This is a genomic window from Mesorhizobium sp. M3A.F.Ca.ET.175.01.1.1, from assembly GCF_004791945.1.
Taxonomy (GTDB): domain Bacteria; phylum Pseudomonadota; class Alphaproteobacteria; order Rhizobiales; family Rhizobiaceae; genus Mesorhizobium.
Window position 1 is genome coordinate 125,222 of record NZ_SRTP01000007.1, and the last position, 25,111, is coordinate 150,332.

Genomic DNA, 25,111 nt, shown 5'->3' on the forward strand with positions numbered 1-25,111 from the left:
GAAACAGCATATCGACTATCGCAAAATCGCGTGACCGCCGAGCCCTTGTCAAGGGGAATTTAGATGAGTAGTCCTGGCGGAAAGTTCGAACTATCGCAGAAGCTGCCAATATCTGCATCACATCGCGTCAGTTTCTTACCGAGTGCGCAATTGCTGGCGTTGTTCCATTGTATGAACCTCTGTACCGGTGGGCGGAAAACTATGATGTAAGATCACCGGGGCGGCGCGGGGACACAGGTTCTAAGCGCCTGTACTCATCGCAATTCGAAGATAGTTGGGAGAGGAAATGCGTAGTCGGTCTTTGTTACTGGGCGCAGCCATGTGCAGCATGATTTCTGCGACAGCCCACGCTGAAAATAAGTCTATCGAGGTCATCCATCATTGGGTGTCTGACAGTGAGGTGGCTGCCGTAAACACGATCAAGCAAGAGCTGGAAAAGCGCGGCGTCGTCTGGAAGGACACCGCCATAGGCGGTGCAAACGGCGCGAACGCCGAGCAGTCGCTCCGGGCTCGCATCGTCGCCGGCAATCCGCCTGGTGCAATGCAGATGCTAGGCTACGACGCTGCGACCTGGGCTAAGGAAGGCGTTCTGAGGGACCTGACCGATTTGGAGACCGCGAGTGGCGGCGTTCAGTCGCTTCCGGCCGACTACAGGCGCCTGGCGGCTCCCGACGGCAAGTGGGTCGAGGTGCCGATCGATTTGCTTCGTTCAAACTGGATCTGGGCCAACAAAAAGGCGTTCGACACCGCAGGCGTTTCGGTTCCCAAGACCTGGGAAGAACTCATTGCGTCAGGCGAGAAACTTCGCAAGGCTGGGATTATCCCTCTGGCAGCCAGTGACGAGCCATGGCAGATCGCCAAAATCTTCGACAGCCTGATCGTGGATTTGAATGGGCCGGAATTCTACACGCAAGTCGCGCTCAAGGTCGACGACAAGGCCATTCGCAGCCCCGAGATGGTCAAGGTGTTCGAAAAGCTGCGCCAGGTGAGAGGCCTGGTGGATGACAACTTCGTGGGCCGTGACTGGGCCGTGGCGACGGAGATGGTCGCGAGTGGCAAGGCCGGCATGCAGGTTATGGGCGATTGGGCAAAAGGCGAGTTCCTGGCCAAGGGTCTGAAGCCCGGTGTCGACTTCCTCTGTTTCCCGACCCCAACGTCGACGCCGAATTTCCTTTGGGCGATGGACTCGTTCAGCATGTTCCAAACCACCGATCCGAGCCTGCGGGCCGCGCAGGACGAACTGGTCAAGGTGCTTCTCGATCCGGAAGTGCAGATCAAGTTTAACCTGATCAAGGGATCCATTCCACCTCGGCTTGATGTCGACATGTCGAAGTTCGACGACTGCGCCAAACAGGCGGCTGTGGACCTCAAGGCCTCGATCGAGCACAAATCGTTCCTCGGCACTCTGTCCGGCGGGTATGCTGCCGAACCCCAGTTCGCCTCGATTTTCAAGGAAGTCGCCGCGAAGTTCTTCGTGTCGGACATGCGTGCGCAAGATGCGGTGACGCTTCTCGCGGACGAGATCAATAACGCACGGTAAGGACCACCCACGATGACCGGAAGGCTGTCGTTGGGCCTTCCGGCGGGCCTGCTGCCTGAGCGTCTATTGGCTCGGCAGATCCAGGAGACAAATAATTCCGATGATTGCGATAAAGCGATACCTTGCCGCCCAGTTGCCCAAGCTCGTGCTGGCGCCGAGCGGCATGGTTATCGTTGTAGCGATCTACGGTTTCATCGCCTGGACTGCCAGTGTCTCGCTCAGTTCATCCAAGGTGATGCCGATTTACGACTTTGTGGGTCTGGAGCAGTATGTCCGCCTTTGGTCGACGCCCAGATGGCACGTAGCCGTTGAGAACTTGTTTGTCTTCACCGCACTCTACCTTTCGATCGCCACCCTCTTTGGTCTCTTTATCGCCATTCTCCTCGATCAGCGCATCCGCGCCGAGGGCTTTCTGAGAACTGTCTTTTTGTATCCGATGGCGCTGTCCTTCATCGTTTCCGGCGTTGCCTGGAAGTGGGTACTGAACCCTGGCCTCGGCCTTCAGAAATTGGTTCGTGATTGGGGGTGGACCTCCTTCACCTTCGACTGGCTGGTGAATCCAAACTATGCTCTCTACACCGTTGTCATCGCCGCGGTATGGCAGTCGTCGGGCTTTGCGATGGCAATCTTTCTCGCCGGTCTCAGAGGCATCGACAACTCGATAATAAAAGCCGCTCAGATGGAGGGGGCTTCTCAGGCCCGTATCTATGTCAGCGTTGTCGTGCCGATGCTTCGCCCGGCGTTTCTCAGCGTGATCGTCTTGCTTGGGCAGATCGCTATCAAGACGTTCGACCTGACGTTCGCGCTGACGAATGGGGGGCCCGGCGGAGCGACGGAGATGCCGTCAATGTTCATGTTTTCGGCAACGTTCGAAAGGAACCAGATGGCGGTCGGCGCAGCCAGCGCAATGATGATGCTGGCCGCGGTGGTGGCGATCATGATCCCGTATCTCTACACCGAACTTCGGAAGCCCAGCAATGAGCACTAGAATGCGCAAGCTGGAGCGCTACGGCGGCAGGCTGTTTGTGTATGGGTGCCTGGCTGTCCTGGCCACCCTCTATCTGGTGCCGCTCTGGGTTATGTTGATCACATCCTTCAAGCCCCTGGACGAGATTTATTCCGGCTCGCTTATCGGGCTGCCGAAACAGATAACGTTTGAAGCTTGGTCAAAGGCCTGGAGCACGGCTTGCATCGGTACCAACTGTGTCGGGCTTTCACCGTTCTTTCTGAACTCGCTGATTATCACGATCCCTGCGGTCTTCGTGTCCACCGCAATCGGCGCAATCAACGGCTACACGCTGACGAAGTGGAAATTTCGCGGAGCGGATCTCTTTTTCGCCGTCATGTTGTTCGGCTGCTTTCTCCCGTTGCAGGCCGTGTTGCTGCCTATCGCGCGAGTGCTTGGAATGTTGCGGCTATCGGGGTCCACCGCCGGCCTCATACTGGTTCACTCGGTCTATGGAATCGCATTCACGACAATGTTTTTCAGAAACTATTTTGTCTCGTTCCCCGATGAACTGACCAAGGCGGCCTTGGTCGACGGCGCCGGCTTCTTCAGGATATTCTTTAGCATTGCCCTGCCTACGGCCATTCCTATCGCTGTCGTCTGCTGCATTTGGCAGTTCACGTCGATATGGAACGATTTCCTGTTCGGCGTGTCGTTTTCCGCCGGGGGAAGTTCGCCGATCACTGTCGCGTTGAACAACGTCGTGAACGTAACCCTGGGGCGCAAGCAATATAACGTGGACATGGCGGCGGCGCTGATAGCCGCGCTTCCCACGCTGATCGTCTATGTCCTGTCGGGACGATACTTCGTCCGGGGCCTGACGGCCGGCGCGGTCAAAGGATAATCGCGCCGCCAACGGCAAGCCGGCCGGTCTCTTCAAGAGCCAAGACGAACCCGGACATACATACACAGTTCGATGGGATCTCCAATGAAGCATTCGTTGCCGACTGCCTTTGTCCACGAGGTCGCAAAGGTGCTTGGCGACCGCTTCACGACCAACACGTCGCTGAGGCACCAGCACTGCGGCGGAGAGGGGTTCCACGCGGTGGAAGAACCGGACGCCGTCTGCTTTGCCGAGACCGAAGCGGAGGTCGCGGCGATCCTCGAGAACGCCAATGCCCACGGGGTGGCGGTCATTCCCTTCGGAGCCGGAACGTCGTTGGAAGGGCATTTGAGCGCCGTCCACGGCGGCGTCAGCCTGGACGTCAGCCGCATGAATCGAATACTTGCGGTGCATCCTGATGATCTCGACGTGGTCATTGAACCGGGCGTCACGCGACAGGCGCTGGATAGGCATCTGAAGGATCTGGGGTTGTTTTTCCCGGTGGATCCTGGTGCTGAGGCAACGATTGGCGGGATGGCGGCTACGCGTGCTTCCGGCACCAATGCCGTGCGATACGGCACGATCCGCGAGAACGTGCTGTCCTTGCGTGTGGTATTGCCCGATGGCCGGGTCATCAAGACAGGGAGTCGGGCGCGAAAATCGTCGACGGGCTACGACCTGACCAAGCTTTTTATCGGGTCGGAAGGCACTCTGGGCGTAATCACACAACTGATCATCCGCGTGCATGGTATTCCAGAAGAGACCGTCGCGGTCGTGTGCGGCTATCCTTCGCTGAAAGCTGCGGTCGACACGGTGACTCAGATTATTCAGCTGGGCTTGCCGATTGCGCGAGCGGAGTTGATGGACGAGCCCGCCATGCGCGCATGCGTCGATTACTTCAAGCTCGACTATGGAATTCAGCCCACCTTGTTTTTTGAATTCGCCGGTGCGCCACAAGCCGTTGCCGAACAAATAGCCACGGTGGGGGCGATATCTGCCGAAATGGGAGGAGGCGAGTTTCGCTGGGCGAAAGATCAGGAGAGCCGGGCAGCCCTTTGGCGCGCGCGCCATCGCATGCACAATGCGCTGTTGGCCAGCCGGCCCGGCGCGAAGGTGATGCCCACGGATGCTTGTGTACCGATTTCCCGACTGACCGAGTGTGTCGTGGAAACGAAGGCCGACATCGAAAAGGCTCCGTTCTTTGTGTGTCTGAACGGACATGCGGGAGACGGGAACTTCCACCTTGGTCTGGTGATCGATCCGGATAGCCAGGAAGAATACGAGATCGCTAGCGGCATCAGTTCCCGGTTGGCCTATCGCGCCTTGGCGATGGAAGGGACCTGCTCCGGGGAACATGGGATCGGATTGGGCAAACTCAGATACATGGAAGCCGAACACGGGCCTGCCCTGGATATCATGCGCGCTATAAAGGGTCTTTTTGACCCGAACAGCATCATGAACCCCGGGAAACTCATTCCACAATCTTCTGGCCGCGGCTAGCAAGATTTGGGAAAGACGGACCGGGTCTTTCGCAAGCTCTAAACAATATTGTGAGGGCAGGCACGGCTCAGGAGGGACCGGCGCCTGTACTTGCGCCCACGCGTCAGGCATCGTCGTGGACGGTGATGACAGCCTTGATCAGCCCAGCCTTCTCACGTGACCAGCGCGCAATGTCATGAGGGCTCTTGGCCAGAGTGGTCCGGTGGGTCACAAGCCTGGCAATCGGTATTTTGTCGTCCCGGATCGATGCCACGACCTGATCGAAATCGCTTCTGGTGGCGTTACGGGTGCCGATCAGCGTCATCTCGCGTTTGTGGAATTCTGGATCGGAAAAGGAGATCTCGTCCTTCACCACGCTGACCATGACGAGCGCGCCGCCATGCGCGACATAGCCAAAGGCGGATCGGATCGACGCACCGTTTCCGGTGGCGTCAAAGACGATATCGAAGGCCTCGCCGGCGGTGCGACTTCGCAGAAGCTCGGCGCTTGTCGCAATTGACCCGTCGACGACGGCGAAACCGAGGTCCCGTTCGACGAATTCCAGCCGATCGCGGTCGACATCGAGTATCGTGACCTCATGGCCCGCAATCCTGGCGAAGAGAGCCGTGCCGAGGCCGATCGGCCCCGCGCCGATGACCAGGGCCCGCTTTCCCTTGCCTGGCATCGAGCGGCGAACGGCATGAGCGCCAATGGCGAGAAACTCGACGGCTGCGGCGTCGCCCAGCGAAAGCCCGCCGGTGGGATAGAGATTACCGGCAGGAACCAGGATCTGCTCGCACATGGCGCCATCGCGATGAACGCCAAGCACCTCGATGGCGACGCAGCAATTGGGCTTGTCCTGGCGACAGGCAATACAACGGCCGCACGACAGATAGGGGTTGACGATCACCGACTGGCCAGTTGCGACGCCGACGCCCTCACCGGCAGCCACGACCGTCCCGGAAAATTCGTGACCCATCACGCGAGGATAGGTCAAGAAGGGGTGCTTGCCTTCGAAGATGTGATAGTCGGTGCCGCAGATGCCAACATGGCTCACGCTCAGCAATGCCCACCCTGGCGGTGGCAATGCCGGCCAGGCCAGGTCCCTGAGAACCAGCTTGCCGGGTGCAAGACAAACGGCGGCTTTCATGGCGAGGATGCTCCTCGTGCAATTGGGCGTGCGCGGACCCCTGGGCAACGAATTCGGATTTCAGCGGTGCCGGGTGAACGGCCCGGCGGCAATCACAACCGCCGGGCGATCTTTTGACTATTCGAAGTCTTTGACGTTGGCGAGCGTCACCAGCCCCGCGCCGGTGTCAACATTTGCCTCCACCTTCTCGCTGTGTATCGCCCTGACCACGGTATCGATGCCGAGTTCACCCATCTTGGCCGGAAACTGGGCGACGCTGGCATCCTCCGCTCCAGATTTGATCGCCTCGATCTCACCGCAGCACGCATCGAAGCCGACTAGGATGAACTTGTCGTTGGCAATCCCGGCGTTGGCAATCGCCTTCGCCGCGCCGGGAATGGGCGGTCCGCAAGCGGCGTAGATGGCTTTCAGGTCGGGATTGGCGGTGAGAATGTCCTCGGCGACCGAGGTTCCGAGCTCGAGGGTACAGTTGGTCGCTCCCTTGCCGACGACCTCTACCTTGAGATCGCCCAGGCCCTGCATCATGCCGGTCACGCGATCGTCGAGCGCGGGCACGCCCGGCACGCCTTGCAGAATGCCGATCTTGTCTCCCGCCTTGAGAACCGTCTTGAGATATTCACCCGCGATCTTGCCGCCGTTCAGATTGTTGGTGGAGACAAGCGCGCTCGATCCCTTCCAGTTCGGTATGCCATTGTCGACCAGCACGACCTTGATGCCTGCTGCCACGGCCTTGTCGAGTGCAGGCGCCACCGTCGGATCGACGGGCGTGATGGCCAGACCCTTGACGCCTTGGGTAATCATCGATTCAATCAGCGAGATCTGACCTTCTATGTCGGTCGCCGATTGTCCCTGGCCGGTCACCAGCTCGACCTCGGGATGGGCCGCCGCATATTTCTTGGCGGCCTCCTCCATCGTTGAATAGAAGGGGACTGGGAATTTGGTGATCAGGCCGACCTTGATCTTGTCGGCCGCATGGGACGGCGTCGCAAGCGCCAATGCTATGGCAAGCCCTCCCAACAGTTTTCCTTCCAGTCGCATGCTCGTTTCCTCCCTTGTTTGGGCGCCTTCCGAAGGAAGGTTCACCCTCGTTGCAGGCTGCCCCTGCAGCCGACAAAATCCTTGTCAGGCCCCGACGATCATGGAGACCAGTTGCTGCTTGTTGTCCTCGTTCGGGACCAGTTCACCAACCTTGCGTCCTTGGCGGAGCACGACGGCCCTGTCCGCAAGCTCGACGACATGTTCCATGTTGTGGGTGATCAGGATGACGGCGTTCCCCTGGTCGCGCAGCCTCGCGACCAAATCAAGGACCTGGCGGGACTCGCGCAGGCCGAGCGCGGCAGTAGGCTCGTCTAGAATGACCACCTTGCGAGCGAAGACCGTCGATCGCGCGACGGCGATGGCCTGCCTCTGTCCTCCCGACATCATCGCGACGACGGTGTCGTTCCTAGGCAAGGTCACTTTGAGATTGTCGAGCAAGGATCGAGCCTCGGCGTCCATGCGCCGCTGCCTGAGAAATCGCAAACCGCGTGGCAGCCATTGCGGTCCCGCGATTTCACGTCCGGCGAAGAAGTTCTGCGCCGGAGTCAAGTTGTCGAATAGCGCGAGGTCCTGGTAGACCGTTTCTATTCCAGCGGCGCGCGCCTCGGCCGGGGATCGGATGGGCGTGACCTGTCCGTCGATTACGATCGAGCCGGCGTCCAGGCGATGAACGCCGCTGATACACTTGATCAAGGTCGACTTGCCGGCGCCGTTGTCGCCGAGAAGGCACAGGATCTCTCCCCGCCGCACCGAGATGCTTACATCGCTCAGCGCGAGCACGGAGCCAAACCTTTTGCTCGCGACTTCGACCGACAGGACCGGTGTATCCTCAATACTGGTCCATTCTTTGGAGCTCAGCGAAACGGCGCTCATGACTGCTTCCCCGCCTGCATCACGCGAACTCGCCCTTCGAGATAGTTGCGAAGAACGTCGCCTTCGACGGCGATGACGATGACCACCCCGATGACGATCAACTGGAAGAAGATGTTGACGTTGAGCAGGTTGAGCGAATTGCGAATGACGCCGATCATCAAGGCGCCGATAAGAGCGTTGCCGAGATGTCCGCGGCCACCGAGGAAGCTTGCCCCGCCTATGATGACGGCAGCGATCGTGTCGAGCTCGAGCAGGTTGCCAAAAAGCGGCGAGCCGGCATCGGTCCTCCCGGCCAAGATCACAGCTCCAATGCCCGCGCAGGTGCCTGATACGACGTAGGTCGAGACCAGCACCCATGATACGGGAATGCCCATGCGCAGGGCGGCATCCGGCCGCCCGCCAACGGCGTAGATCCAGCGGCCCCAGACCATCGTCCTGGTCACCACGAAGAACGCGGCCGCGACCGCCAAAACCACGAAGACCGATCCCGGCAACCCCCCGAGCGCATCCGTGCCGAGGGCGCCGATGGACGGCGGCATGCCTGGAATCGCGCGTCCATCGGCAAGCTGCAGGGCAAGTCCCTTGGCTATGCTCAAGGTAGCAAGCGTGATGATGAATGGATGCGGCAGGCGCCCGAAGACGTAGAAGCCGCCGTTGATGGCTCCGACCAGGGCGCCAGACAAGACCATGACCGCGATTACCAGCGCAGCCGGCGCGCCTGCATGGAACGACAGAGCACCCAGGACCGAAGCCAGAGCCAGGTTTGACCCTACGGACAGGTCGATGCCGCGCGTCAGGATCACCAATTGCTGCCCCATGGCGACGACCGAGATGACTGCCGTTTGCGCCAGTATGTTGCTGATGTTGCGGGCAGTGAGAAAATAGGAGGATGTCATGCTTAGCGCTGCAATGAGTAGTAGAAGGATCAGCGCTGGGCCAAAGTTCAGAATGGCAAGACTTACGGACAATGTGTTTGGCTGCGGTAGCGGATCTACCATGGTGTTGCCGCTAGTGTCTGTTATGGGGCTCTTGGTCATTCCAGCCAAATATTCGCCCGAGATCGAACGTGGCGCGCACGTCGATTTCCCTGCTTGCTGTTGTTTATTGCCTCTTCCTCTTATCGATAAAAAACAATACTATCCGCGCCAGCGTCAAGTTGTTTTTTATGGATAAAAATTCGCCAAAAAGGACAAGCCTGGGGAGGGTTGGCCTTCATGAAAACCGACACCGTCTTCAAAAAGGCATTCAATCGAATTCTCGATCTTATGGTCCGAAGCGACATTGAGGATCCGCTGCCCTCGGAAAACGCGCTCAGGCGTCAGCTGGGCGTGAGCCGCACCACCATTCGCAAAGTGTTGAATGAGCTGGATCATCGTGGCGTCATCGCCTGCGCCACGCGGTCCCGCGTCAAAGATCGGCAAGTTCAACCGAGCGATTATTTTCCTGATGTAGAGACGACGCCGCGCAATATGCATGTCGAACAGCAGTTCATGGAATGGATGCTTCGCGGCGACACCAAGCCGGGGACATTGATCAACGAACTTGATCTGTCGCGCCAATTTGGCGTCGCGACCAGCGGAATACGGGAGTTCCTAATCCGCTTTGCCCGGTTCGGTTTGGTCGAAAAGCGTCCGAACTCCGGATGGATATTCAAGGGGTTTACCGAGGATTTCGCGCTTGAGCTTTTCGAAATTCGCGTGATGTTTGAGTTGCGATCAGCGCGGCTCTTCGCCATGCAGGCCGCCCACTCTCCCCTATGGCAAAAGCTCGAGACACTGAAGTGCGCACATCTCGATCTGCTGGGAGACATCGAATATCGATTCCATGACTTTTCCAGTCTCGACGATCGTTTCCATCGGCTGGTTAACGAGGCTTCATCCAATCGATTTATCAGCGACTTCTACGATATCATCAGCTTCATCTTTCACTACCACTACCAATGGAACAAGCGCGACGAGAAGCAGCGGAACCACGCAGCCTTGATCGAGCATCTGGCTTACATCGATGCGTTATTGAGTCACGACTTGTCGCGCGTTGAGCTGGCGGCCGACGCCCACTTGTCATCCGCAAGGGAGACGCTTTTGCAGTCCCTTCTGGCGGCGAGTTGAAGGGTATCGACTCGACCCAAGTGTGTGTTCGGGGGATGAGGCGGTTCGTTTATTCCGGGCCGTCAGGCCCGTATGCCTACTCACGCGCTCGAGCCGAATCAGTCGAGCCGAATGACCACGCAGCCATAGGCGTCTAGCGGCAGTGTTCCCGAGACGGGCTTTCCTGCCAACAGATCGACGCCCGCGGGAACGTTCGGCACAATGACCGGAGTCTCCGTGGTGTTGAGCACGAACATCAACCGGCGGTCTTCGGCTTCCCGGACAGTGACCTCCACTCCGGCAGGCAGTTCAGGCAGCAAAGGCGCGATGCCGGCCTTGGTGAGCACGACATCGACAAGTTTCTCAACCAGCTGCTGCGTGAGATACGTGCCGACATAGACGACACGCCCGCGCCCCACCTGACGGGCGGTGATCGCGGGAGAGCCGGCGGCGAAGCGGTTCGACCAGGCGCCAAGCACCTCGGTGTCGGGCGCTGCCTCGAGCAGCTCGTACAAATGCGCGGCCTGGAATTCTTCATTGCCAAGAGTGAAAAGGTATTTGCGTTCGACCGATGAGGCCGGAAGCGGCGGCGGCGCATAGGCGCCCATGGCGGCCGGACGGAACAGGGGGAAGAGGCCGCTGCCGCCTTCGGGAGCGACACGGCCGAACTCCGTCACCTTGACGCCGCTCAGTGCCGACAGGGCGTTGCCGGGAGCCTGCTCACGGATGATGTGATTGTTCTCGTCCCTTGTTCCGCTCAATGCCGACAGGATCAGCGTGCCGCCATTGCGCACGAACGTCTCGACAGCCTCGTTCCATTGATCCTTCCACATCACCCAATGCGGGATGTAGAGCGCCTTGAGCCGCGAAAGATCGTCTTCGGGATGAATGAACCCGCATGCAATGCCATTGTGATAGCAATGGCGATGAAGCAGCGTCGCGTCTTCGAGCGGGCTGGGAAGCCCGATCGGATAGGTCTTGTATGCTTCCTGGTTGTCGAAGTCGGCGCCGGCAATGCCGAGATCCATGCGCACGGCCGTACCTAGGATCTGGTCCTTGACGGCGGCGATTTCGTGGAAGAACCGGCTTGCCTCGTCATAGCGGCGGCGCGGTACGTCGTCGTGATCGATGACGCCCATCCAGTATATTTCGGCTCCGAAATGCGCGGGACGCCAACGAAAGAACATAATGCCGTCGGCGCCGCGCGCCACCGAGGTCATGGCCATCCGGCGCATTTCGCCCGGCTCCGGCGTCATCGTCGAGAATCCGGGCTGACTGCCGAGGCCCGAGGCCTGCTCCGGCACGATGAAGTTGCCGGAGTAGGCGCGGCATATATCGAGGTGGAAGGCCTGGGTCGTCGCGTGCCCGCCGGTCCGGCGCATCTCGTCATAGAGCATCGGATAGATGTCGAAGCCGATGAAATCGAGGTCCTGTCCGAACCGGCCGCGCAAATCGATGTCGGCAAGCTGGCCAAGATTGTGAAAGATGAACCAGTCCGGATTGGCGGCGCGCAGGATCTCGACTTGGTCGTCTTGGAACGCGGCGGTCGCTGCGGCCAGAAAGCGATGGTAGTCCTGCACATGGCCAGGGCTGGGGTATGACGGCATAAGCGGTCTCGGTAGGTCGATCTGCGAGAAGTCGTCGTAGGCCGTCGCCCAAAAGTGACCGCCCCAGGCGAAGTTCAGCGCCGCGATAGTGCCGTAGGCCTTCTGCAGGTATTTCTGGAACTCCAGCCGGGTCGAGGGCGCAAACGATTCCGACACGGTGGTGTTGAGCTCGTTGTCCGTCTGCCAGCCGATTACACGCGGGTTATCCCGATAATGCTCGGCCATGGCGCGCGTGATGCGGCGGCTGTGGGCGCGGAATACCGGGCTTGTGGTGTCGGCATGCTGGCGCGATCCGTGGCTCGAGGGCCGCCCGTTTATGTCGACGCGCAGCACTTCGGGATAGTTGACGGTAAGCCAGCGCGGAGGGGTCGCCGTCGGCGTGCACATGATCGTGTCGATCCCCACCTGGCCGAGAATTTCGATCGCGCGATCGAAAAGGCCGAACTCGAACCTGCCTTCACGGGGTTCGAAAATGTGCCAGGCGAACTCCCCCATGCGCACGGTGTTGACTCCGGCGGCAGCCATGCGCTCGGCGTCACGCTGCCAGCTGCCCTCGTCGACATGTTCGGGGTAGTGCGGCGCTCCGAGCAGAAAGCGGTCGAGATTAAGGGGCCGCCATACGGATAGCGGGGCGGGCTTCTTGCGGTTCATTCGTATGGGACTTTCGAATTTTCGAGGTTCAGATTGAGGCGACGGGTTTTCTTGGCGTTAGCGTGCGCCCATCGGGCCCGAACAGGTAGGCGTCGCCGGTGTCGAAGCCCACCTGCAACGTGGCGCCGACGCCGATCGCGGAAACCTTGTTGAGCTGAAGCGTGAAATTGCCGGTGCCGCTGTCTGAATTGGTCGTCTGAAGCGGGGAGGCATCGACGTAAAGAACGGTTTCGCGTCCCAGCTGCTCGACCAGCCGCACCTGGCCGGAGAAGACCGGCATTGCGCCGCCGCTCGCTTCGACGACATGCAGCGCCTCCGGCCGGATGCCGATGGTCACGGCGTCGCCGGCCGAAAGGCTGGTCACGTCGATACCGCCGAAGCTCAGTGTCGGCAGGCCGGCTGCCGTTACCGAGACGACGGATGCCTCGACGCTGACCGCTTTCGCTTCGATGAAATTCATGCGGGGCGCGCCGAGGAACCCGGCGACGAAGATGTTTGCGGGGTTGGCATAGAGCTCCAACGGGGAGCCGACCTGCTCGATACAGCCTTTGTTGAGGATCACGATCCGGTCGGCCATGGTCATGGCCTCGACCTGGTCGTGGGTGACGTAGATCATCGTCGATCCGAGCTGCGCGTGCAGGCCCGAAAGCTCGACCCGCATCTGGGTGCGCAGTGCGGCATCGAGGTTCGAAAGCGGCTCATCGAAGAGGAACACCTCGGGCGAGCGTGTGATGGCGCGACCGATCGCGACGCGCTGGCGCTGTCCGCCCGACAGTTGTTTCGGGCGCTTGTCGAGTTGCTCCTCCAGACGCAAGATCCGTGCCGCGCGTTTGACGGCAGCCTCGATCTCGGTCCTGGGCCGTTTGGCCATCCTGAGGCCGAAGCCCATGTTCTCGGCGACGGTCATATGCGGGTAAAGCGCATAGGACTGGAAGACCATTGCGATGCCGCGGTCGCCGGGCTCTTCCCTGGTGACGTCGCGCCCGTTGATCACGATCTGGCCGGAGTTGATCGTTTCCAGCCCGGCGATCGTCTTCAGCAATGTTGACTTTCCGCAGCCGGACGGGCCGACCATGACGACGAACTCGCCCTTTTCGATCTTCAGGTCGACTGTCTTGAGGGCATGGTAGCTGCCATAATGCTTGTCGACTTTTCGCAATTCCACGCTGCTCATATCGCGGCGCCTTTCCGTGCGTGTCGGGTGCGGCAGGGTTCGCGGCGGATCATCCCTTGACGGCCCCCATGGTTAGGCCGGCGACAAAGTGTTTTTGCATCATGAAGAACATCACGACCGGCGGCAGGGCTACGAAGACCGTGGCCGCCGAAACGATGTTCCAGGCCGATGTCCATTCGCCGCGCAGATTGTTCAAACCTGCGGTAACGGGTTTGACCGCATCGCTCTGGGTAAGCACGATTGCCCAGAAATAATCGTTCCAGACGAAGGTGAAGGTGAGGATGGCGAGTGCCGCCAGTGCCGGCCGCACCAGGGGAACAACCACGTGGCGCAATGTCTGGAATGGCGAGGCGCCTTCGGCTCGCGCCGCCTGGAACAACTCGCCCGGCAAAGCAGCGATGAAGTTGCGCATGAAAAGCGTAGCAAAACCGGTCTGGAACGCGATGTGAAAAATGATCAGTGCATAGACGGTGTCATAGAGGCCGAGCCGTACCATCAGGTCGCGGACGGGGATCATCATGATCTGCGCCGGCAGGAAGTTGCCGCCGACGAAGAGCGCGAAGATCAGGTTGGAGCCGCGGAACGGATAGCGCGACAAGACGAAGCCGGTGAGCGTCGACAGGATGAGGACGCCGATGACGGAGGGTATGGTGATCAGCAGGCTGTTGAGGAAAAAGCGCAGCATGGCGGTCTGCTCGAAAACCGCCTTGTAGTTCTCGATCAGGCTGAATTTCTGCGGCCAGCCCCAGTAGTTGCCGGCCATCAGCTCCTCGTTGGAGCGGATCGAGGTCAGCATGACGGCAAGCAGCGGCAGCAGCCACAGGATCACGACCAGGGCGACACCGCCCAGATACAGGGCTCGCTGGATCCTGGCATCGTCGGGAATTGGTCGCGGGTACATCAGGCGTTGCTCCGCTCAGCCTTGATGAGGCCATTGAGATACCAGGCGATGAAGACGATCATGATCACGAACAGCACCGTGGCGATCGCGGCGCCGTAGCCGAAGCGATAGGAAAAGATCGACTCCTGGTACATCTGGTAGGCGAGCACGGTGGATGAGCCGTAGGGGCCGCCACTGGTCATGACCGCGATCATGTCGAAGGAGCGCAGCGCGCCGATCACCGTCACCGCGATGGCGATGAAGCCGACCTGCGACAGCTGCGGCAGGACGACATGGCGCAGCATGCGCCAGCCGCGCGCGCCGTCGACGCGCCCGGCGGCGATCAGATCGTCGTTGAGGCCGTTCAGCCCCGCCAGGAACAGGATCATGCAGAAGGCGATCTGTGGCCACAGAGCGGCGGCGGCAACCGCGAAGGTGACGAAGGTCTCGTCTGAAAGCAGCGCCGGGGCGGTCGCTCCAAAGGCGCTGAAGACAAGCTGCAGCAAGCCGAAGTTCGGATCGTAGACCCAGCCGAACACTACACCGACCGTAACGGTCGCCAGAACCAGCGGCACGAAGAACAGCGATTTGAGAATACGCATGCCGCGGATCTGCTGGTTCACGATCAGGGCAAGCGCGAGGCCGATCGGCGGCGCCAGCATGAAGATCAGCAGCCAGATGAGGTTGTTCTTGAGCGAAACGTAGAACTGCGGGTCGTCGGCCAGTTCGGCATAGTTGGCGAGGCCGACCCAGGCCTTGGCGCCTATGCCATCCCAGTCGTGCAGCGAAATCCAGACCGTCTCGACGGAGGCGGCAAGGATCACCGTTCCAAACAGGATGAGACCCGGCAGCAGGAACAGGGCAGGGGTCACCCAATGACGATTTCTGCGCCATAGACGAGACATGGCAGGCTATCCCAAAAGAGACGGGGTTATCCGAAACAACCGGTCACCCAAAAAAGAGGCGGGAGCCGCCGAAAGACGGCGCCCGCCAGCCAGGGAGGATCAGCCAAAGATTCTCTTGCGGGTTTTTTCGAGGCGCCCGAGGATCTGGTCGCGGCGGTCTGGCTTGACCATGAATTCCTGAAGCGCGGTCATGCCTTCCTGAGCCATGTCCGGATCGGTGTCGCGGTCGTAATATTGCGATGTCGCGACCACCTTCTTCAGTTCCTCGACCGCGGCATTGACCAGCGGGTCCTTGCTTGGCGGGCAGTCATTGCGAGGCGGAATGGCGCCTTCGGCGGCAAGGAAGGCCCCGAGATTTTCCGGCTTGTAGAAATAAGCCAGAAAGTCGCGCGCGCCCTGCTTGTTCTTTGCATTCGCAGGTACATGGATGGAGTTGACCGAGAAATCCTCGTAGCGGGCGACGCCGGGCACGATCTCGGGAAACGGCGCATAGGCAAGCTGGGGCAAGTCCGCCTCCGGGAAAGCGGACCTGACGAAACCGCCAAGGTCCATCATGGCCGCCTTCTTCTGTGCCAGGGCAGCACCGGCCTGTTCCCAGCCGAAGGAACTGTGGCTCGGCGAAAAGAAACCGGCCTTGAGCAGGTCGTTCCATTTGTCGAAGACGGGCGTCAGCACTGGATCGGTATACTGAACCTTGCCGTCCATCAGAGCGATGTGCTTGTCGAGGCCGTTGATGCGCAGATTCATATGGTCGAACCAGCCGCCTGCGGGCCACAGTTCCTTGGTGCCCATGCTGATCGGAACAAGGTTCGCGGACTTCGCCGCCTCGCCAAAGGCCAGGAACTCCTTCCAGTCCTTAGGGGGGGGCCAGTTGTGCTGCGCAAAGACGTCCTTGCGGTAGAACAGACCCCAAAGGATGCCGCCCATCGGCAGGCCATATTGCTTGTCGCCAACCGTGACGGCACTCGTCGTCGCCCCGAGCACGCTCTTGTAGTTCTCCCGCGCGAACAGATCGGAGATGTCGTCGAAAAGACCCTTGGCGACAAACGCCTTCATGCGGTTGCCGGAGAACCAGAAGCAGATGTCAGGGGCGCCGACGACAAGATAGCTGCGAATGGCCGTCTTGTGCGCTTCGTGGTCCATGTTGTTTATGACCACCTTGGCGCCGGACTTCGCCTCGAATTCGGTGGCCAGCCGCTGCAGGATCTGACGCTGCTCGACATTGCTGAGATTGGAGATAATCGTGATGTCCTGCGGCTGCGCCAAAGCAGGCAGGCAAAGCCCTCCAGTGGCGGACGCGACAAGCGCCGCGCCGGTGCCTTTCAGGAAACGGCGCCTCGTCGTCAACAATGCGGCAAGCTTGGTTGTCATGGCTTCTATCTCCTCCCTGAGAACAGCCGGATTTCATTTGAACCGAGGCTATGGGTAGCGTATGCAGGTGAGATCGGTCAATAGTTAATTTACAAAATTAATAATGAGACAGACATGAAGCTCAAGGGCGACCAGCAGACGTCACGTGCCATAAATCGGCGGCTGATCCTCAATCTGCTGCGGCGGGAGGGGGCGATCAGCCGGGCCGAGATCGCAGCGATCACCGGGCTCAGCCCGGCGGCTGTGACGTTCGTCGTCACCGAGTTGCTGGAAGAGAAAATCCTCGTGGAGGGAGAGGCGAGCCCGGGCGCGCCGGGACGTCGGCCCATCCCGATCAACATAAACTACGCCGGTCGGCTGGTTGTCGGACTGCAATTGAAGGTCGGTGCGATCGATTGCGTGCTGACCGATCTTGCCACGACCCCGCTTGTGACCAGGCAGGTAGCCGTCCCCGATCCGTCCCCACAATGCACGGTGGAAGCCTGCGCCAAGGCGGTCAATGAACTGATCTCCGATCGCGGAGCCCCGACGACCGCGCAGCTCAGCGGCATCGGCATCGCGATACCAGGCGTCATCGAGAACGGCGTCTGTCGCCTGAGCCACCGGTTCAACTGGGCCGACGTGCCGTTTGCCGCCATGCTTGCCGAACTCGTGCATGTGCCGGTCTGGGCGGACGACGACACCAATGCTTTCGCGCTTGCACAGCAACTGTTCGGCCTTGGCCGGCATCATCGAACCGTCGGCGCGCTGGCCATCGGCGCCGGGATCAGCTGCGCGGTCGTGATCGATGGCTCGGTCCATCACGGGGCGAATGGAGCCGCGGGCAAGATGGGTCACTCGATATACGATCCAGATGGTCCGCTGTGCGAATGCGGCCGACGCGGCTGCCTGCAGACCTTTTTCTCGGAGCCGGCCTTGGTGCGGCGATGGAAAGAGGCCCGTCGCCTATCGGGGGAGGTCACACGCCACGACATGCTGAGCGCGGCTCAGGCCGGCGACAGCACAGCAATCGATCTGTTGCGGGAGGCAGGCCTGGGAATAGGAAGATTCCTTGGCGGCTTCTGCAACATCGTCGATCCGGAAGTGATTGTCGGCGGCGGCGAAGCCGTCACTTTCGGCGATTTTCTGTTCGAGCCGATGCGCGACGCACTGAAGCGCTATGCATTGTGGAGCCCGCCACCAATCACGCCAGACTGGGCAGACGATTCCTGGGCGCGTGGCGCGGCGGCGCTTGCGACCCAAAGGCTCTTCGACTTTGAAAGCAGCCCAGGCGAGGTCGCAGGCGTGGGACTGCAGATATCAGGTGTCTAGGCTCGTTGATGAGCGAAGAGGGCGATCTGGTCACCTACTTAGCCCATTCACGAACACGGCGCGCGACCTCAGCTGTCGACATCCCGTAGCGATCGTGAAGCGTCGGCAGAGCCCCGGCATCGAGAAACTCGTCGGGGAGCGCGATCTGCCGGAAGACAGGGCTCACACCCTCGCGCATCAGCAGGGCGGCCACACCTTCGCCCAGCCCGCCGATCAAGGTGTGGTTTTCCGCAACCACCACCATTCGCCCGGTCCGTCGCGCCGCGGTAAGTATCGTTTCTGCGTCGAGCGGCTTAATCGTTGGAACGTGCAGCACAGCGCAGCCGATACGGTCCGATTCGAGAGCTTTTGCGGCCTCCAGCACACGCATGGTCATCAGGCCGCTGGAAATGAACAGCACGTCGGCCCCTTCGCGCAGCAGCCGCGCCTTGCCGATCTCGAACCGGTAGTCGTACCCGTCGAGGACCACCGGCACCTTGCCGCGCAGGAGCCGCATATAGACCGGCCCTTTGTGGTCAGCGATTGCCTCGGTGGCCTGCTCGATATCGATCGCGTCGCATGGATCGATAATCGTCAAGTTGGGCATGCCGCGGAAGATGGCGATGTCTTCCGTCGCCTGGTGGCTGGGGCCGTAACCGGTGGTCAGTCCCGGAAGGGCGCAGACAATCTTCACGTCGAGCTTTTCCTCCGCGATAGCCATGCAGATGAAGTCGTAGGCGCGACGTGAGGCAAAGACGGCGTAGGTCGTTGCAAATGGCGTAAACCCTTCCCGGGCCATCCCCGCAGCCGCGCTCATCAGCACCTGCTCGGCCATGCCCATCTGATAGAAGCGATCCGGATGTTCCTGGGCGAAGACATGAAGGTCGGTGTATTTGGCAAGATCGGCGGTGAGCCCGACGATCCCGTTCCGCTGATGTGCCAGCCTGGCGAGCATGTGGCCGAAAGGGGCGCTGCGCGTCGGAATGCCGTCCGGGGCGATCGAGGCGATCATCGCCGAGGTGGTCTTGCGCTCTCCGGCAATGACAGCCTGACGTGGCTCGAATTTTGACAACCTCACTGCGGACGTCCCTTCTCCAGAGCCTCGAGCGCCAGCGTCCATTCATCCGGCTCGACACGGATGAAATGCGTGATTTCGCGGGCCTCCAGGAAAGGCACACCCTTTGCCATGCGCGTGTTGCAGACGATGATGCGCGGGCGCGGCTCCTTGAGGTCCCGGGCAATGTCGAATGCCGCGCGGACCGCCTCGATGTCATTGCCGTCGACACGCTGTGCGTGCCAGCCGAAGGCCTCAAACTTATCGGTCACCGGCTCGGAAGACAGCGTCGCCGTCGACGGACCGTCGGCCTGCTGGTTGTTGAAGTCGACGATGGCGATGAGATTGTCGAGCTTGTGGTGGGCGGCCGACATCGCCGCTTCCCAGGTCGAGCCCTCACCGAGCTCGCCGTCCGACAAGAGATTGTAGACGAAACTGTCGCTCCGCTTGCGCTTCAGCCCCAGGCACATGCCGACGGCGATGCCGAGCCCATGGCCGAGCGAGCCGCCGGTGATCTCCATTCCAGGCGTGTAGGCGGCCATGCCGGACATCGGCATGCGGCTGTCGTCCGTGCCATAGGTTTCGAGTTCTTCCTCCGGCAGCACGCCTGCTTCGATCAATGCCGCGTAGAGCGCGATCGCATAATGTCCGATCGACAGAAGAAAGCGATCGCGCTTCTCCCATAGCGTCTCATCTGGCCGATAGCGAAGCGCATGGAAATAGGCGACCGCGAGCACGTCGGCGATGCCAAGCGCCTGGCCCACATAGCCCTGGCCCTGGACTTCGCCCATGCGCACGGCATGCCGGCGGATGCGATAGGCCCGTTCGGCAAGGCTGATATTGCTGCCCGAGCGCGGCATCTCAAATTCTGCCGCCCCCTCAGCCATGGATCAGCATCCCGCCATTGACGTCGATCACGGCGCCGGTGATGTAGCTGGCCAGATCCGACGCGAGGAACAGGTAGGCGCCAGCCACGTCGCGCGCCTCGCCGAGGCGGCTGAGCGGAATCCCCTTGATGATGTCGGCGCGCATGGCCTCCGTCAGCTTGCCGCCGGTGATGTCGGTCTGGATCAGGCCTGGCGTGACGCAGTTGACGCGGATGCGGTCGGGTCCGAATTCGCGCGCCATCGCCTTTGCCAGGCCGAGCACGCCCGCCTTGGCGGCGGAGTAATGCGGGCCGCCGAAGATGCCGCCGCCGCGTTGCGCCGAAACCGATGACATGCAGATGATCGAGCCGCCATTCTCGCGCATGTGGGGAATGAAAGCCTGGCTGAGATAGAGCACACCGCGTAGATTGACGTCGAGAATGCGGTCCCAATCGCCTGGGCTGATCTCCAGGGTCTTCACCGGCTGGGTAATGCCGGCATTGTTGCAGAGCACGTCAACCTTGCCGAAGTTTTCGGTGACTTGCGCCGCCGCTGTCTTGCATGCGGCGAGGTCGGAGACGTCGCAGGCGAGGCCCATGTGGTCGCCTCCGAGCGAAGCGGCGGCATCCCGCGCCAGTTCCTCATCGAGATCGAGGATCGCGACGCGTGCCCCATGTTCGGCCATCAGCGCTGCCGTGGAGCGGCCTATCCCGCGTGGGCTCGCGGCGCCTGAAATGACCACAGCCTTGCCCTTCAGCAACATGTGGAACTCTCCTGCTTTTTCCAATCTCTTGGCGGATGATCTAGAGCCGGTAGAACCGGGCGGCGTTGTCGTGGAACAGCGCGAGCCGCTCTTCACGCGGATAGTGTCGCGTGATCTCCTTGAAGGCGTTCACGACGGCGTCGAAGCTCGAGAACAGCTTGTCGACCGGGAAGTTCGTCGCAAACATCGATCGGTGGATGCCGAAGGCGGCGATCGCCTCCTCGACATAGGGACGGATCGACGCCGTCGTCCATGTCCAGTCGCCCATGCCGAGACCCGAGATCTTGCAGGCGACGTTCGGCGCCTGCGCCAGCTGGCGCATGCCCTTCTTCCAGGCGTCGAAATGCTCGGGTCCGTCGACCTGCATGCCGGTATGGTTGAGAATGATCTGCACGTCGGGAAAGGCGCGCGCCAATTCAAGAAACTCGCCCATCTGCGGATAATAGAGCTGCAGGTCAAAACTCAGCCCGCGCTTCGCCAACTCGCGGAAGCCGCGCCGCCATTCGGGTGTCCGGCTGACCTCCGGCCGCGCCAGATAGGTCTTGGCGGGATCGGCATGGTAATTCATCGACTGCCGGATGCCGCGAAAGTTCGGATATTCCATGTGTCGGTCAAGAAGGTCGCCGACATCGGGCTTGGACAGGTCGGCATAGCCGACGATGCCATGGGGAAAGCCCCGCTTGTTGGCGATGCCTTGCAGCCAGCGCGTCTCCCCAACCGGATCGGCGGGATTGAACCCGACGTCCAGATGCACCGATTTCACCAGGTTCTGGTTCTTGGCGTCTTCCAGATAGTCGTCGATCAGGTAGCTCTTGCGGATCGCCTCATAGTCGCCGAAGGCGGCCGGCTTAACGCCATCGGTCAGCCATGGATAATAGTGGGTCTCCAAATCCCAAAGGTGATGATGCGGATCGATGAAAGGCAGTTCGGCCACGGTCGGGGTCCCTCGCTTGCTGCTGGACCCGCCGGCTTTGCCGGCGGGTCCGTTCGAAGGCGGTCAGTTGCTCGGGGGGAAAACGCGGGCGATAACCTTCTTCGCCTCGGGACTGTCGACCTTATCGGCGGTGACCAATGGCATCACCAGGGCCAGATCCTGGGTCACCTTGCCTCCCGTCAGGGCGTTGTAGACTTGCTGGGTGCCGTCGATGCCTTGGCCGACCGCTTCCTGGAAGAAGATGCCCTGGATCGCCCCCTTCTTCAGCAGCGCAATGGTGGTGGGCGAGCCATCGGCGACGGTGATGCCAACTTTGCCGGTGAGGCCTCGGGTCTCGACCACCTTTGCGGCACCGCTCCCGGCCTCATCATACATGCCGTAGATAGCCTTGATGTCGGGATGTGCAGTCAGCAGGTCGTTTCCCTGGGTGACAGCCTCGTTGATGGTGAGGCCCCGGGTTTCAAGCATCTGGACCAGGTCGCAGCCGTCTGCCGCGAACGCCTCCTTGGCGCCCTTGAGATACTTCTGCGCATTCTCCCGGTCCTGCGGCAGCGACAGCATGCCTACCTTGTTGCCGCCGCGCTCCTTGGCGAGATCGCAGGTGAATTTCCCTTGCGCCTTGCCGGTCTCATAATTGTTTGCGGTGACAGAAGATGTGTAGTTGGTTAGTCCCGGCTGCGGACCGATGCCGGCGAAGGCGATCGGCACCTTCTGCTTTTCCAGATAATCGAGCAGCGGCGGCGTCGATGTTGAGCTGACCGGACCGATCACGATTGCCGCGACCCCCTTTGTCACGGCCGTCCTCGCATTGTCCATCTGTTTGGCCGGCGAGTTCTCCGAAGTGTACTCGACATAGTCCATGCCGAGTTCCTTGGCCTTCTCCTTCACGCCGTACCCGACCCATTGCCAGTAGGAGATGTCCAGCGAGGGCGCGATATAGGCGACGGTCTTTTTGTCCTCGGCATATGATGCGCTGGACAAGGCGGACGCCGCCAGTGCTGCAATCAGGATGCTCTTCAACTTCATCTTGGTTCCTCCCGTTGATGATCTAGAGTCGGTTCTTGTTGCTGAAGCGGTCGATCAGAACCGCAAGCAGGATCGCGGCGCCGGTGACGGAGCCTTGCCAGAAGCTGTTGACGCCGATGAGGTTCACGCCGTTCTGGATGCAGGTGATCATCAGCGCGCCGAGCACCGCGCCGATCGCGCTGCCGGTTCCGCCAAAGAGGCTGGCACCGCCGATGACGACCGCGGCAATCGCCTGCAGCATCAGGCTGGCGCCGGCCGTTGCCTCGGCATTGAGGATGTAGCTCGCCGTCAGCAGCCCGGCGAACGAGGCGAGCAGGCCGGAAATGACATAGGCGGCGAATTTGATGCGAAGCACGGGAATGCCGAGCAGCCGGGCTGCGGTCGCCGATGACCCGACGGCATAGAACCAGCGACCCAGCACGACCTTGCGCAGCACATATTCCAGCAAGACCATCAGGACGATGCAGAACAGAAGATGATTGGGGATTCCGGGGACGATCTCGCCGGAATTCAGCAGCCAGAAATCCGGCGCGCTGATCGGCATCGAGCGACCGTTGGTGACGATGAAGGCCAGGCTGCCCGCCACCGCGTAAGTGATGAGGGTGACGACGAAAGGAGCAAGCCTGACGACAGTGACGAGAAACCCGTTGATCGCTCCGAATACCAGCCCCACGGCCAAGCCTGCCAGGCAGGCGGTAAGATCGTCCGCTCCATTGGCCATTGCCAGCGCCGTGACCATTCCAGTCAGCGAGAACACCGAGCCGACCGAAAGATCGATGCCGCTGGTGACCACGACCAAGAAGACGCCGAGCGACATGATGATGAGCGGCGCGGCGGCCTGGATGATGTTTTGGACGTTGCCCATGCTGAGCGCCGCGGGGACGAATATGCCCACCGCCAGCAACAGGACGACAATCGCGCCGGCGATTGCGGCCTCGGTGCGGTAGGACAGAAGAATCCCGGGAGCGCGGGTCCCGGCGGCCCGAGCCTTCTTGCCCGTCGCGGCGCCGTTGGTTGCGTCGGTCATGCTGCCATCCCCGTCAGCTCGGCGAGCCCGTCTTCGGTGAAGCGCTCGTCTGGCAGAAACCCCTTCGGGCGCCCCTCGGTGTCGAAGGCGAAGATCACATCGCACAGCTCGAGCAGCTCGACGTTCTCGGTCGACCACCAGACAATGACTGCTCCCGTATCCGCCATCTCGCGGATCAGCGCGTAGATATCGTGCTTGGTGCCGATGTCGACGCCGCGCGTCGGCTCTTCCAGCACCACCATGCGCAGCGGCAATCCGAGCCAGCGCGCAACGATCAGCTTCTGCTGGTTGCCGCCGGACAGCGACGCCGGAAGGTCCCAGATCGAGCCCGCCTTCAACTTGAGCGCCGAGACCAGATCGGAACATTCCTGCCGTTCGGCGGCGCCGACGATCCGCCGGTTGTCGCGAACCCTGCGCGCGGCAAGCACGTTGTCGACGATCGGAAGCTGCGAAAGGATGCCCTTCGCTGCCCGGTCACCCGAGACGAAGCCGATGCCCGCGCGCGCCGCCGCGGCCGGGGAGGGGAAGCCATCTGCGAGACCCTCGCCGGAGAGGCGCCAGCAGGCGCCCTTTCCCGCGCCGACGAGGGGATCGATCAGGCCCGTCGGACCCGCCGGTGCGCCGGCCAGCCCCAAGATGGTGCCGGGCCAGATTACCAAAATGGCGCCGTCGGGCCCCAGCAACTCCACCGGCGTACCCTCTCGGCTGCGCTCCCGCCGCTTGAGCTGCGCGCCGGAACGGTGGGTCGATTGTCCCATCTGCTGGATGATCTCGGCGTCGCTCAGCGAGGCAAGCGGCGTCCCATTCGCCACAGTGATGCCGTCCCGCAGGATGGTGCAAACATCGCAGAGCTCGCGGATTTCCCGCATCCTGTGCGAGACAAATACGATTCCGATACCCTCGTCGCGCGCCAAACGCTTCAGCACGGAGAAAAGCTTGGCCGTCTCGCCTGCGGTCAGGTTGGCGGTGGGCTCGTCGAGAAGCAGCACTTCGGCGCCCGTTGAAAGCGCGCGAGCGATCTCCACGATTTGCCCTTCATGCAGGGACAATTTGGCCGCCGGGAGGTCCACGATCTCCTCGCCGATCGCCGCATCTATCAGGCGCAGCGCATTGAGCGCGATGTCGCGCATGCGGCGGCGGCTGCTCTGCGACAGGCCGGACTTCGCATGCACGATACCGATGTTTTCCGCGACCGACAGTTCGGGCAGCAGCGCCAGCTCCTGATGCACCACCGCTATGATCGGGCCGCCCCGGCCGAGCTTCGCCGACGTGAAGGCGACCTCGCCGGCATCGCGGGAGGTAAGGCCTGTGATGATGCGGATGAGGGTACTCTTGCCGGCGCCGTTGCCGCCCAGCAGCGCATGTATTTCGCCTGCCCGGACCTGAAAGCTCACGCCGCGCAGGACGCGGGTTGCGCCGTAGCTCTTCTCGACATTGGCAGCGTCGATCAGAGGCGTCCTGGTCGATGCCTGTGCGGCCGCGCTCACATTGCCGGCGACGCCCAGGCCCTGGGCCGTTTCCATCCTGCATCTCCTCCCGAGATCGCAGGGATGATGCGACCGATTGA

Annotated in this window: 22 protein-coding genes; 6 read left to right on the plus strand and 16 right to left on the minus strand. The window is 61.2% G+C overall.

From position 1 onward, the window contains the following. Positions 1-319: 319 nt before the first annotated feature. The 4 genes from EN818_RS17985 (at position 320) to EN818_RS18000 (ending at position 4,869) form a co-directional block, all read left to right on the plus strand. Positions 320-1,540, plus strand: coding sequence for an ABC transporter substrate-binding protein (locus EN818_RS17985; RefSeq protein ID WP_135904912.1), 1,221 nt, complete (start codon positions 320-322; stop codon positions 1,538-1,540). A gap of 100 nt (positions 1,541-1,640) precedes the next feature. Beyond that, complete coding sequence (locus EN818_RS17990; protein ID WP_127404806.1) at positions 1,641-2,528, plus strand: sugar ABC transporter permease; 888 nt, start codon at positions 1,641-1,643, stop codon at positions 2,526-2,528. A gap of 1 nt (position 2,529) precedes the next feature. Further along, positions 2,530-3,390, plus strand: a complete 861-nt coding sequence (locus EN818_RS17995; RefSeq protein ID WP_245482198.1) for a carbohydrate ABC transporter permease — start codon at positions 2,530-2,532, stop codon at positions 3,388-3,390. A gap of 84 nt (positions 3,391-3,474) precedes the next feature. After that, positions 3,475-4,869, plus strand: coding sequence for an FAD-linked oxidase C-terminal domain-containing protein (locus EN818_RS18000; protein ID WP_210236480.1), 1,395 nt, complete (start codon positions 3,475-3,477; stop codon positions 4,867-4,869). Positions 4,870-4,972: 103 nt separating this feature from the next. Here EN818_RS18000 and EN818_RS18005 read toward each other — a convergent pair whose 3' ends face one another. The 4 genes from EN818_RS18005 to EN818_RS18020 all read right to left on the minus strand — a co-directional run bounded on the left by EN818_RS18005 (position 4,973) and on the right by EN818_RS18020 (position 8,805). Next, positions 4,973-5,998: a zinc-binding alcohol dehydrogenase family protein gene (locus EN818_RS18005; RefSeq protein ID WP_135904908.1), complete on the minus strand. Its 1,026-nt coding sequence runs from the start codon at positions 5,996-5,998 to the stop codon at positions 4,973-4,975. A 117-nt stretch (positions 5,999-6,115) separates the two neighbouring features. Continuing rightward, on the minus strand, positions 6,116-7,036 hold the full coding sequence (locus EN818_RS18010; protein ID WP_135904906.1) for a sugar ABC transporter substrate-binding protein: 921 nt from the start codon (positions 7,034-7,036) through the stop codon (positions 6,116-6,118). 84 nt (positions 7,037-7,120) lie between these two features. After that, positions 7,121-7,909, minus strand: a complete 789-nt coding sequence (locus EN818_RS18015; protein ID WP_127405896.1) for an ATP-binding cassette domain-containing protein — start codon at positions 7,907-7,909, stop codon at positions 7,121-7,123. After that, positions 7,906-8,805 (minus strand): ABC transporter permease, encoded by a 900-nt coding sequence (locus EN818_RS18020; protein WP_245482334.1) that lies wholly within the window; start codon positions 8,803-8,805, stop codon positions 7,906-7,908. Before EN818_RS18020 ends, EN818_RS18015 begins: the two co-directional genes overlap by 4 nt. Before the next feature lie 318 nt (positions 8,806-9,123). On the opposite strand from EN818_RS18020, the gene EN818_RS18025 reads away from it, so the two are divergent. Then, the gene (locus EN818_RS18025; protein WP_127405894.1) at positions 9,124-10,017 is read left to right on the plus strand and encodes a GntR family transcriptional regulator; all 894 of its coding nucleotides are present in this window, start codon (positions 9,124-9,126) and stop codon (positions 10,015-10,017) included. Between the two features lie 98 nt (positions 10,018-10,115). On the opposite strand, the gene EN818_RS18030 is transcribed toward EN818_RS18025, so the two are convergent. From EN818_RS18030 to EN818_RS18050, 5 genes are all read right to left on the minus strand, one after another. Next, positions 10,116-12,254, minus strand: a complete 2,139-nt coding sequence (locus tag EN818_RS18030; RefSeq protein WP_135904902.1) for a beta-galactosidase — start codon at positions 12,252-12,254, stop codon at positions 10,116-10,118. 28 nt (positions 12,255-12,282) lie between these two features. Further along, positions 12,283-13,428, minus strand: a complete 1,146-nt coding sequence (locus tag EN818_RS18035) for an ABC transporter ATP-binding protein (protein WP_127405892.1) — start codon at positions 13,426-13,428, stop codon at positions 12,283-12,285. Positions 13,429-13,477: 49 nt separating this feature from the next. Next, complete coding sequence (locus EN818_RS18040; RefSeq protein WP_127405891.1) at positions 13,478-14,329, minus strand: carbohydrate ABC transporter permease; 852 nt, start codon at positions 14,327-14,329, stop codon at positions 13,478-13,480. Continuing rightward, positions 14,329-15,213, minus strand: coding sequence for a sugar ABC transporter permease (locus EN818_RS18045; RefSeq protein ID WP_127405890.1), 885 nt, complete (start codon positions 15,211-15,213; stop codon positions 14,329-14,331). The genes EN818_RS18040 and EN818_RS18045 overlap by 1 nt, the downstream gene beginning before the upstream one ends. A gap of 99 nt (positions 15,214-15,312) precedes the next feature. Next, the gene (locus tag EN818_RS18050) at positions 15,313-16,584 is read right to left on the minus strand and encodes an ABC transporter substrate-binding protein (protein WP_135904900.1); all 1,272 of its coding nucleotides are present in this window, start codon (positions 16,582-16,584) and stop codon (positions 15,313-15,315) included. Between the two features lie 114 nt (positions 16,585-16,698). On the opposite strand from EN818_RS18050, the gene EN818_RS18055 reads away from it, so the two are divergent. Then, positions 16,699-17,895 carry an ROK family protein gene (locus tag EN818_RS18055; protein ID WP_135904898.1) on the plus strand — a complete coding sequence of 399 codons (1,197 nt, stop codon included), beginning with the start codon at positions 16,699-16,701 and terminating at the stop codon, positions 17,893-17,895. A gap of 34 nt (positions 17,896-17,929) precedes the next feature. On the opposite strand, the gene EN818_RS18060 is transcribed toward EN818_RS18055, so the two are convergent. The 7 genes from EN818_RS18060 to EN818_RS18090 all read right to left on the minus strand — a co-directional run bounded on the left by EN818_RS18060 (position 17,930) and on the right by EN818_RS18090 (position 25,067). Further along, on the minus strand, positions 17,930-18,952 hold the full coding sequence (locus EN818_RS18060) for a transketolase family protein (protein ID WP_186815515.1): 1,023 nt from the start codon (positions 18,950-18,952) through the stop codon (positions 17,930-17,932). Further along, on the minus strand, positions 18,949-19,788 hold the full coding sequence (locus tag EN818_RS18065; protein ID WP_127405466.1) for a transketolase: 840 nt from the start codon (positions 19,786-19,788) through the stop codon (positions 18,949-18,951). The genes EN818_RS18060 and EN818_RS18065 overlap by 4 nt, the downstream gene beginning before the upstream one ends. A gap of 19 nt (positions 19,789-19,807) precedes the next feature. Then, entirely contained in the window at positions 19,808-20,557 is a 750-nt protein-coding gene (locus EN818_RS18070; RefSeq protein ID WP_127405465.1) for an SDR family NAD(P)-dependent oxidoreductase, read from the minus strand. 40 nt (positions 20,558-20,597) lie between these two features. Further along, the gene (locus tag EN818_RS18075; RefSeq protein ID WP_127405464.1) at positions 20,598-21,491 is read right to left on the minus strand and encodes an amidohydrolase; all 894 of its coding nucleotides are present in this window, start codon (positions 21,489-21,491) and stop codon (positions 20,598-20,600) included. A gap of 63 nt (positions 21,492-21,554) precedes the next feature. Beyond that, positions 21,555-22,517 carry a substrate-binding domain-containing protein gene (locus tag EN818_RS18080; protein ID WP_127405463.1) on the minus strand — a complete coding sequence of 321 codons (963 nt, stop codon included), beginning with the start codon at positions 22,515-22,517 and terminating at the stop codon, positions 21,555-21,557. A gap of 22 nt (positions 22,518-22,539) precedes the next feature. Next, positions 22,540-23,544 carry an ABC transporter permease gene (locus tag EN818_RS18085; RefSeq protein WP_135904896.1) on the minus strand — a complete coding sequence of 335 codons (1,005 nt, stop codon included), beginning with the start codon at positions 23,542-23,544 and terminating at the stop codon, positions 22,540-22,542. Further along, positions 23,541-25,067, minus strand: coding sequence for a sugar ABC transporter ATP-binding protein (locus EN818_RS18090; RefSeq protein WP_135904894.1), 1,527 nt, complete (start codon positions 25,065-25,067; stop codon positions 23,541-23,543). The genes EN818_RS18085 and EN818_RS18090 overlap by 4 nt, the downstream gene beginning before the upstream one ends. Positions 25,068-25,111 lie beyond the last annotated feature (44 nt).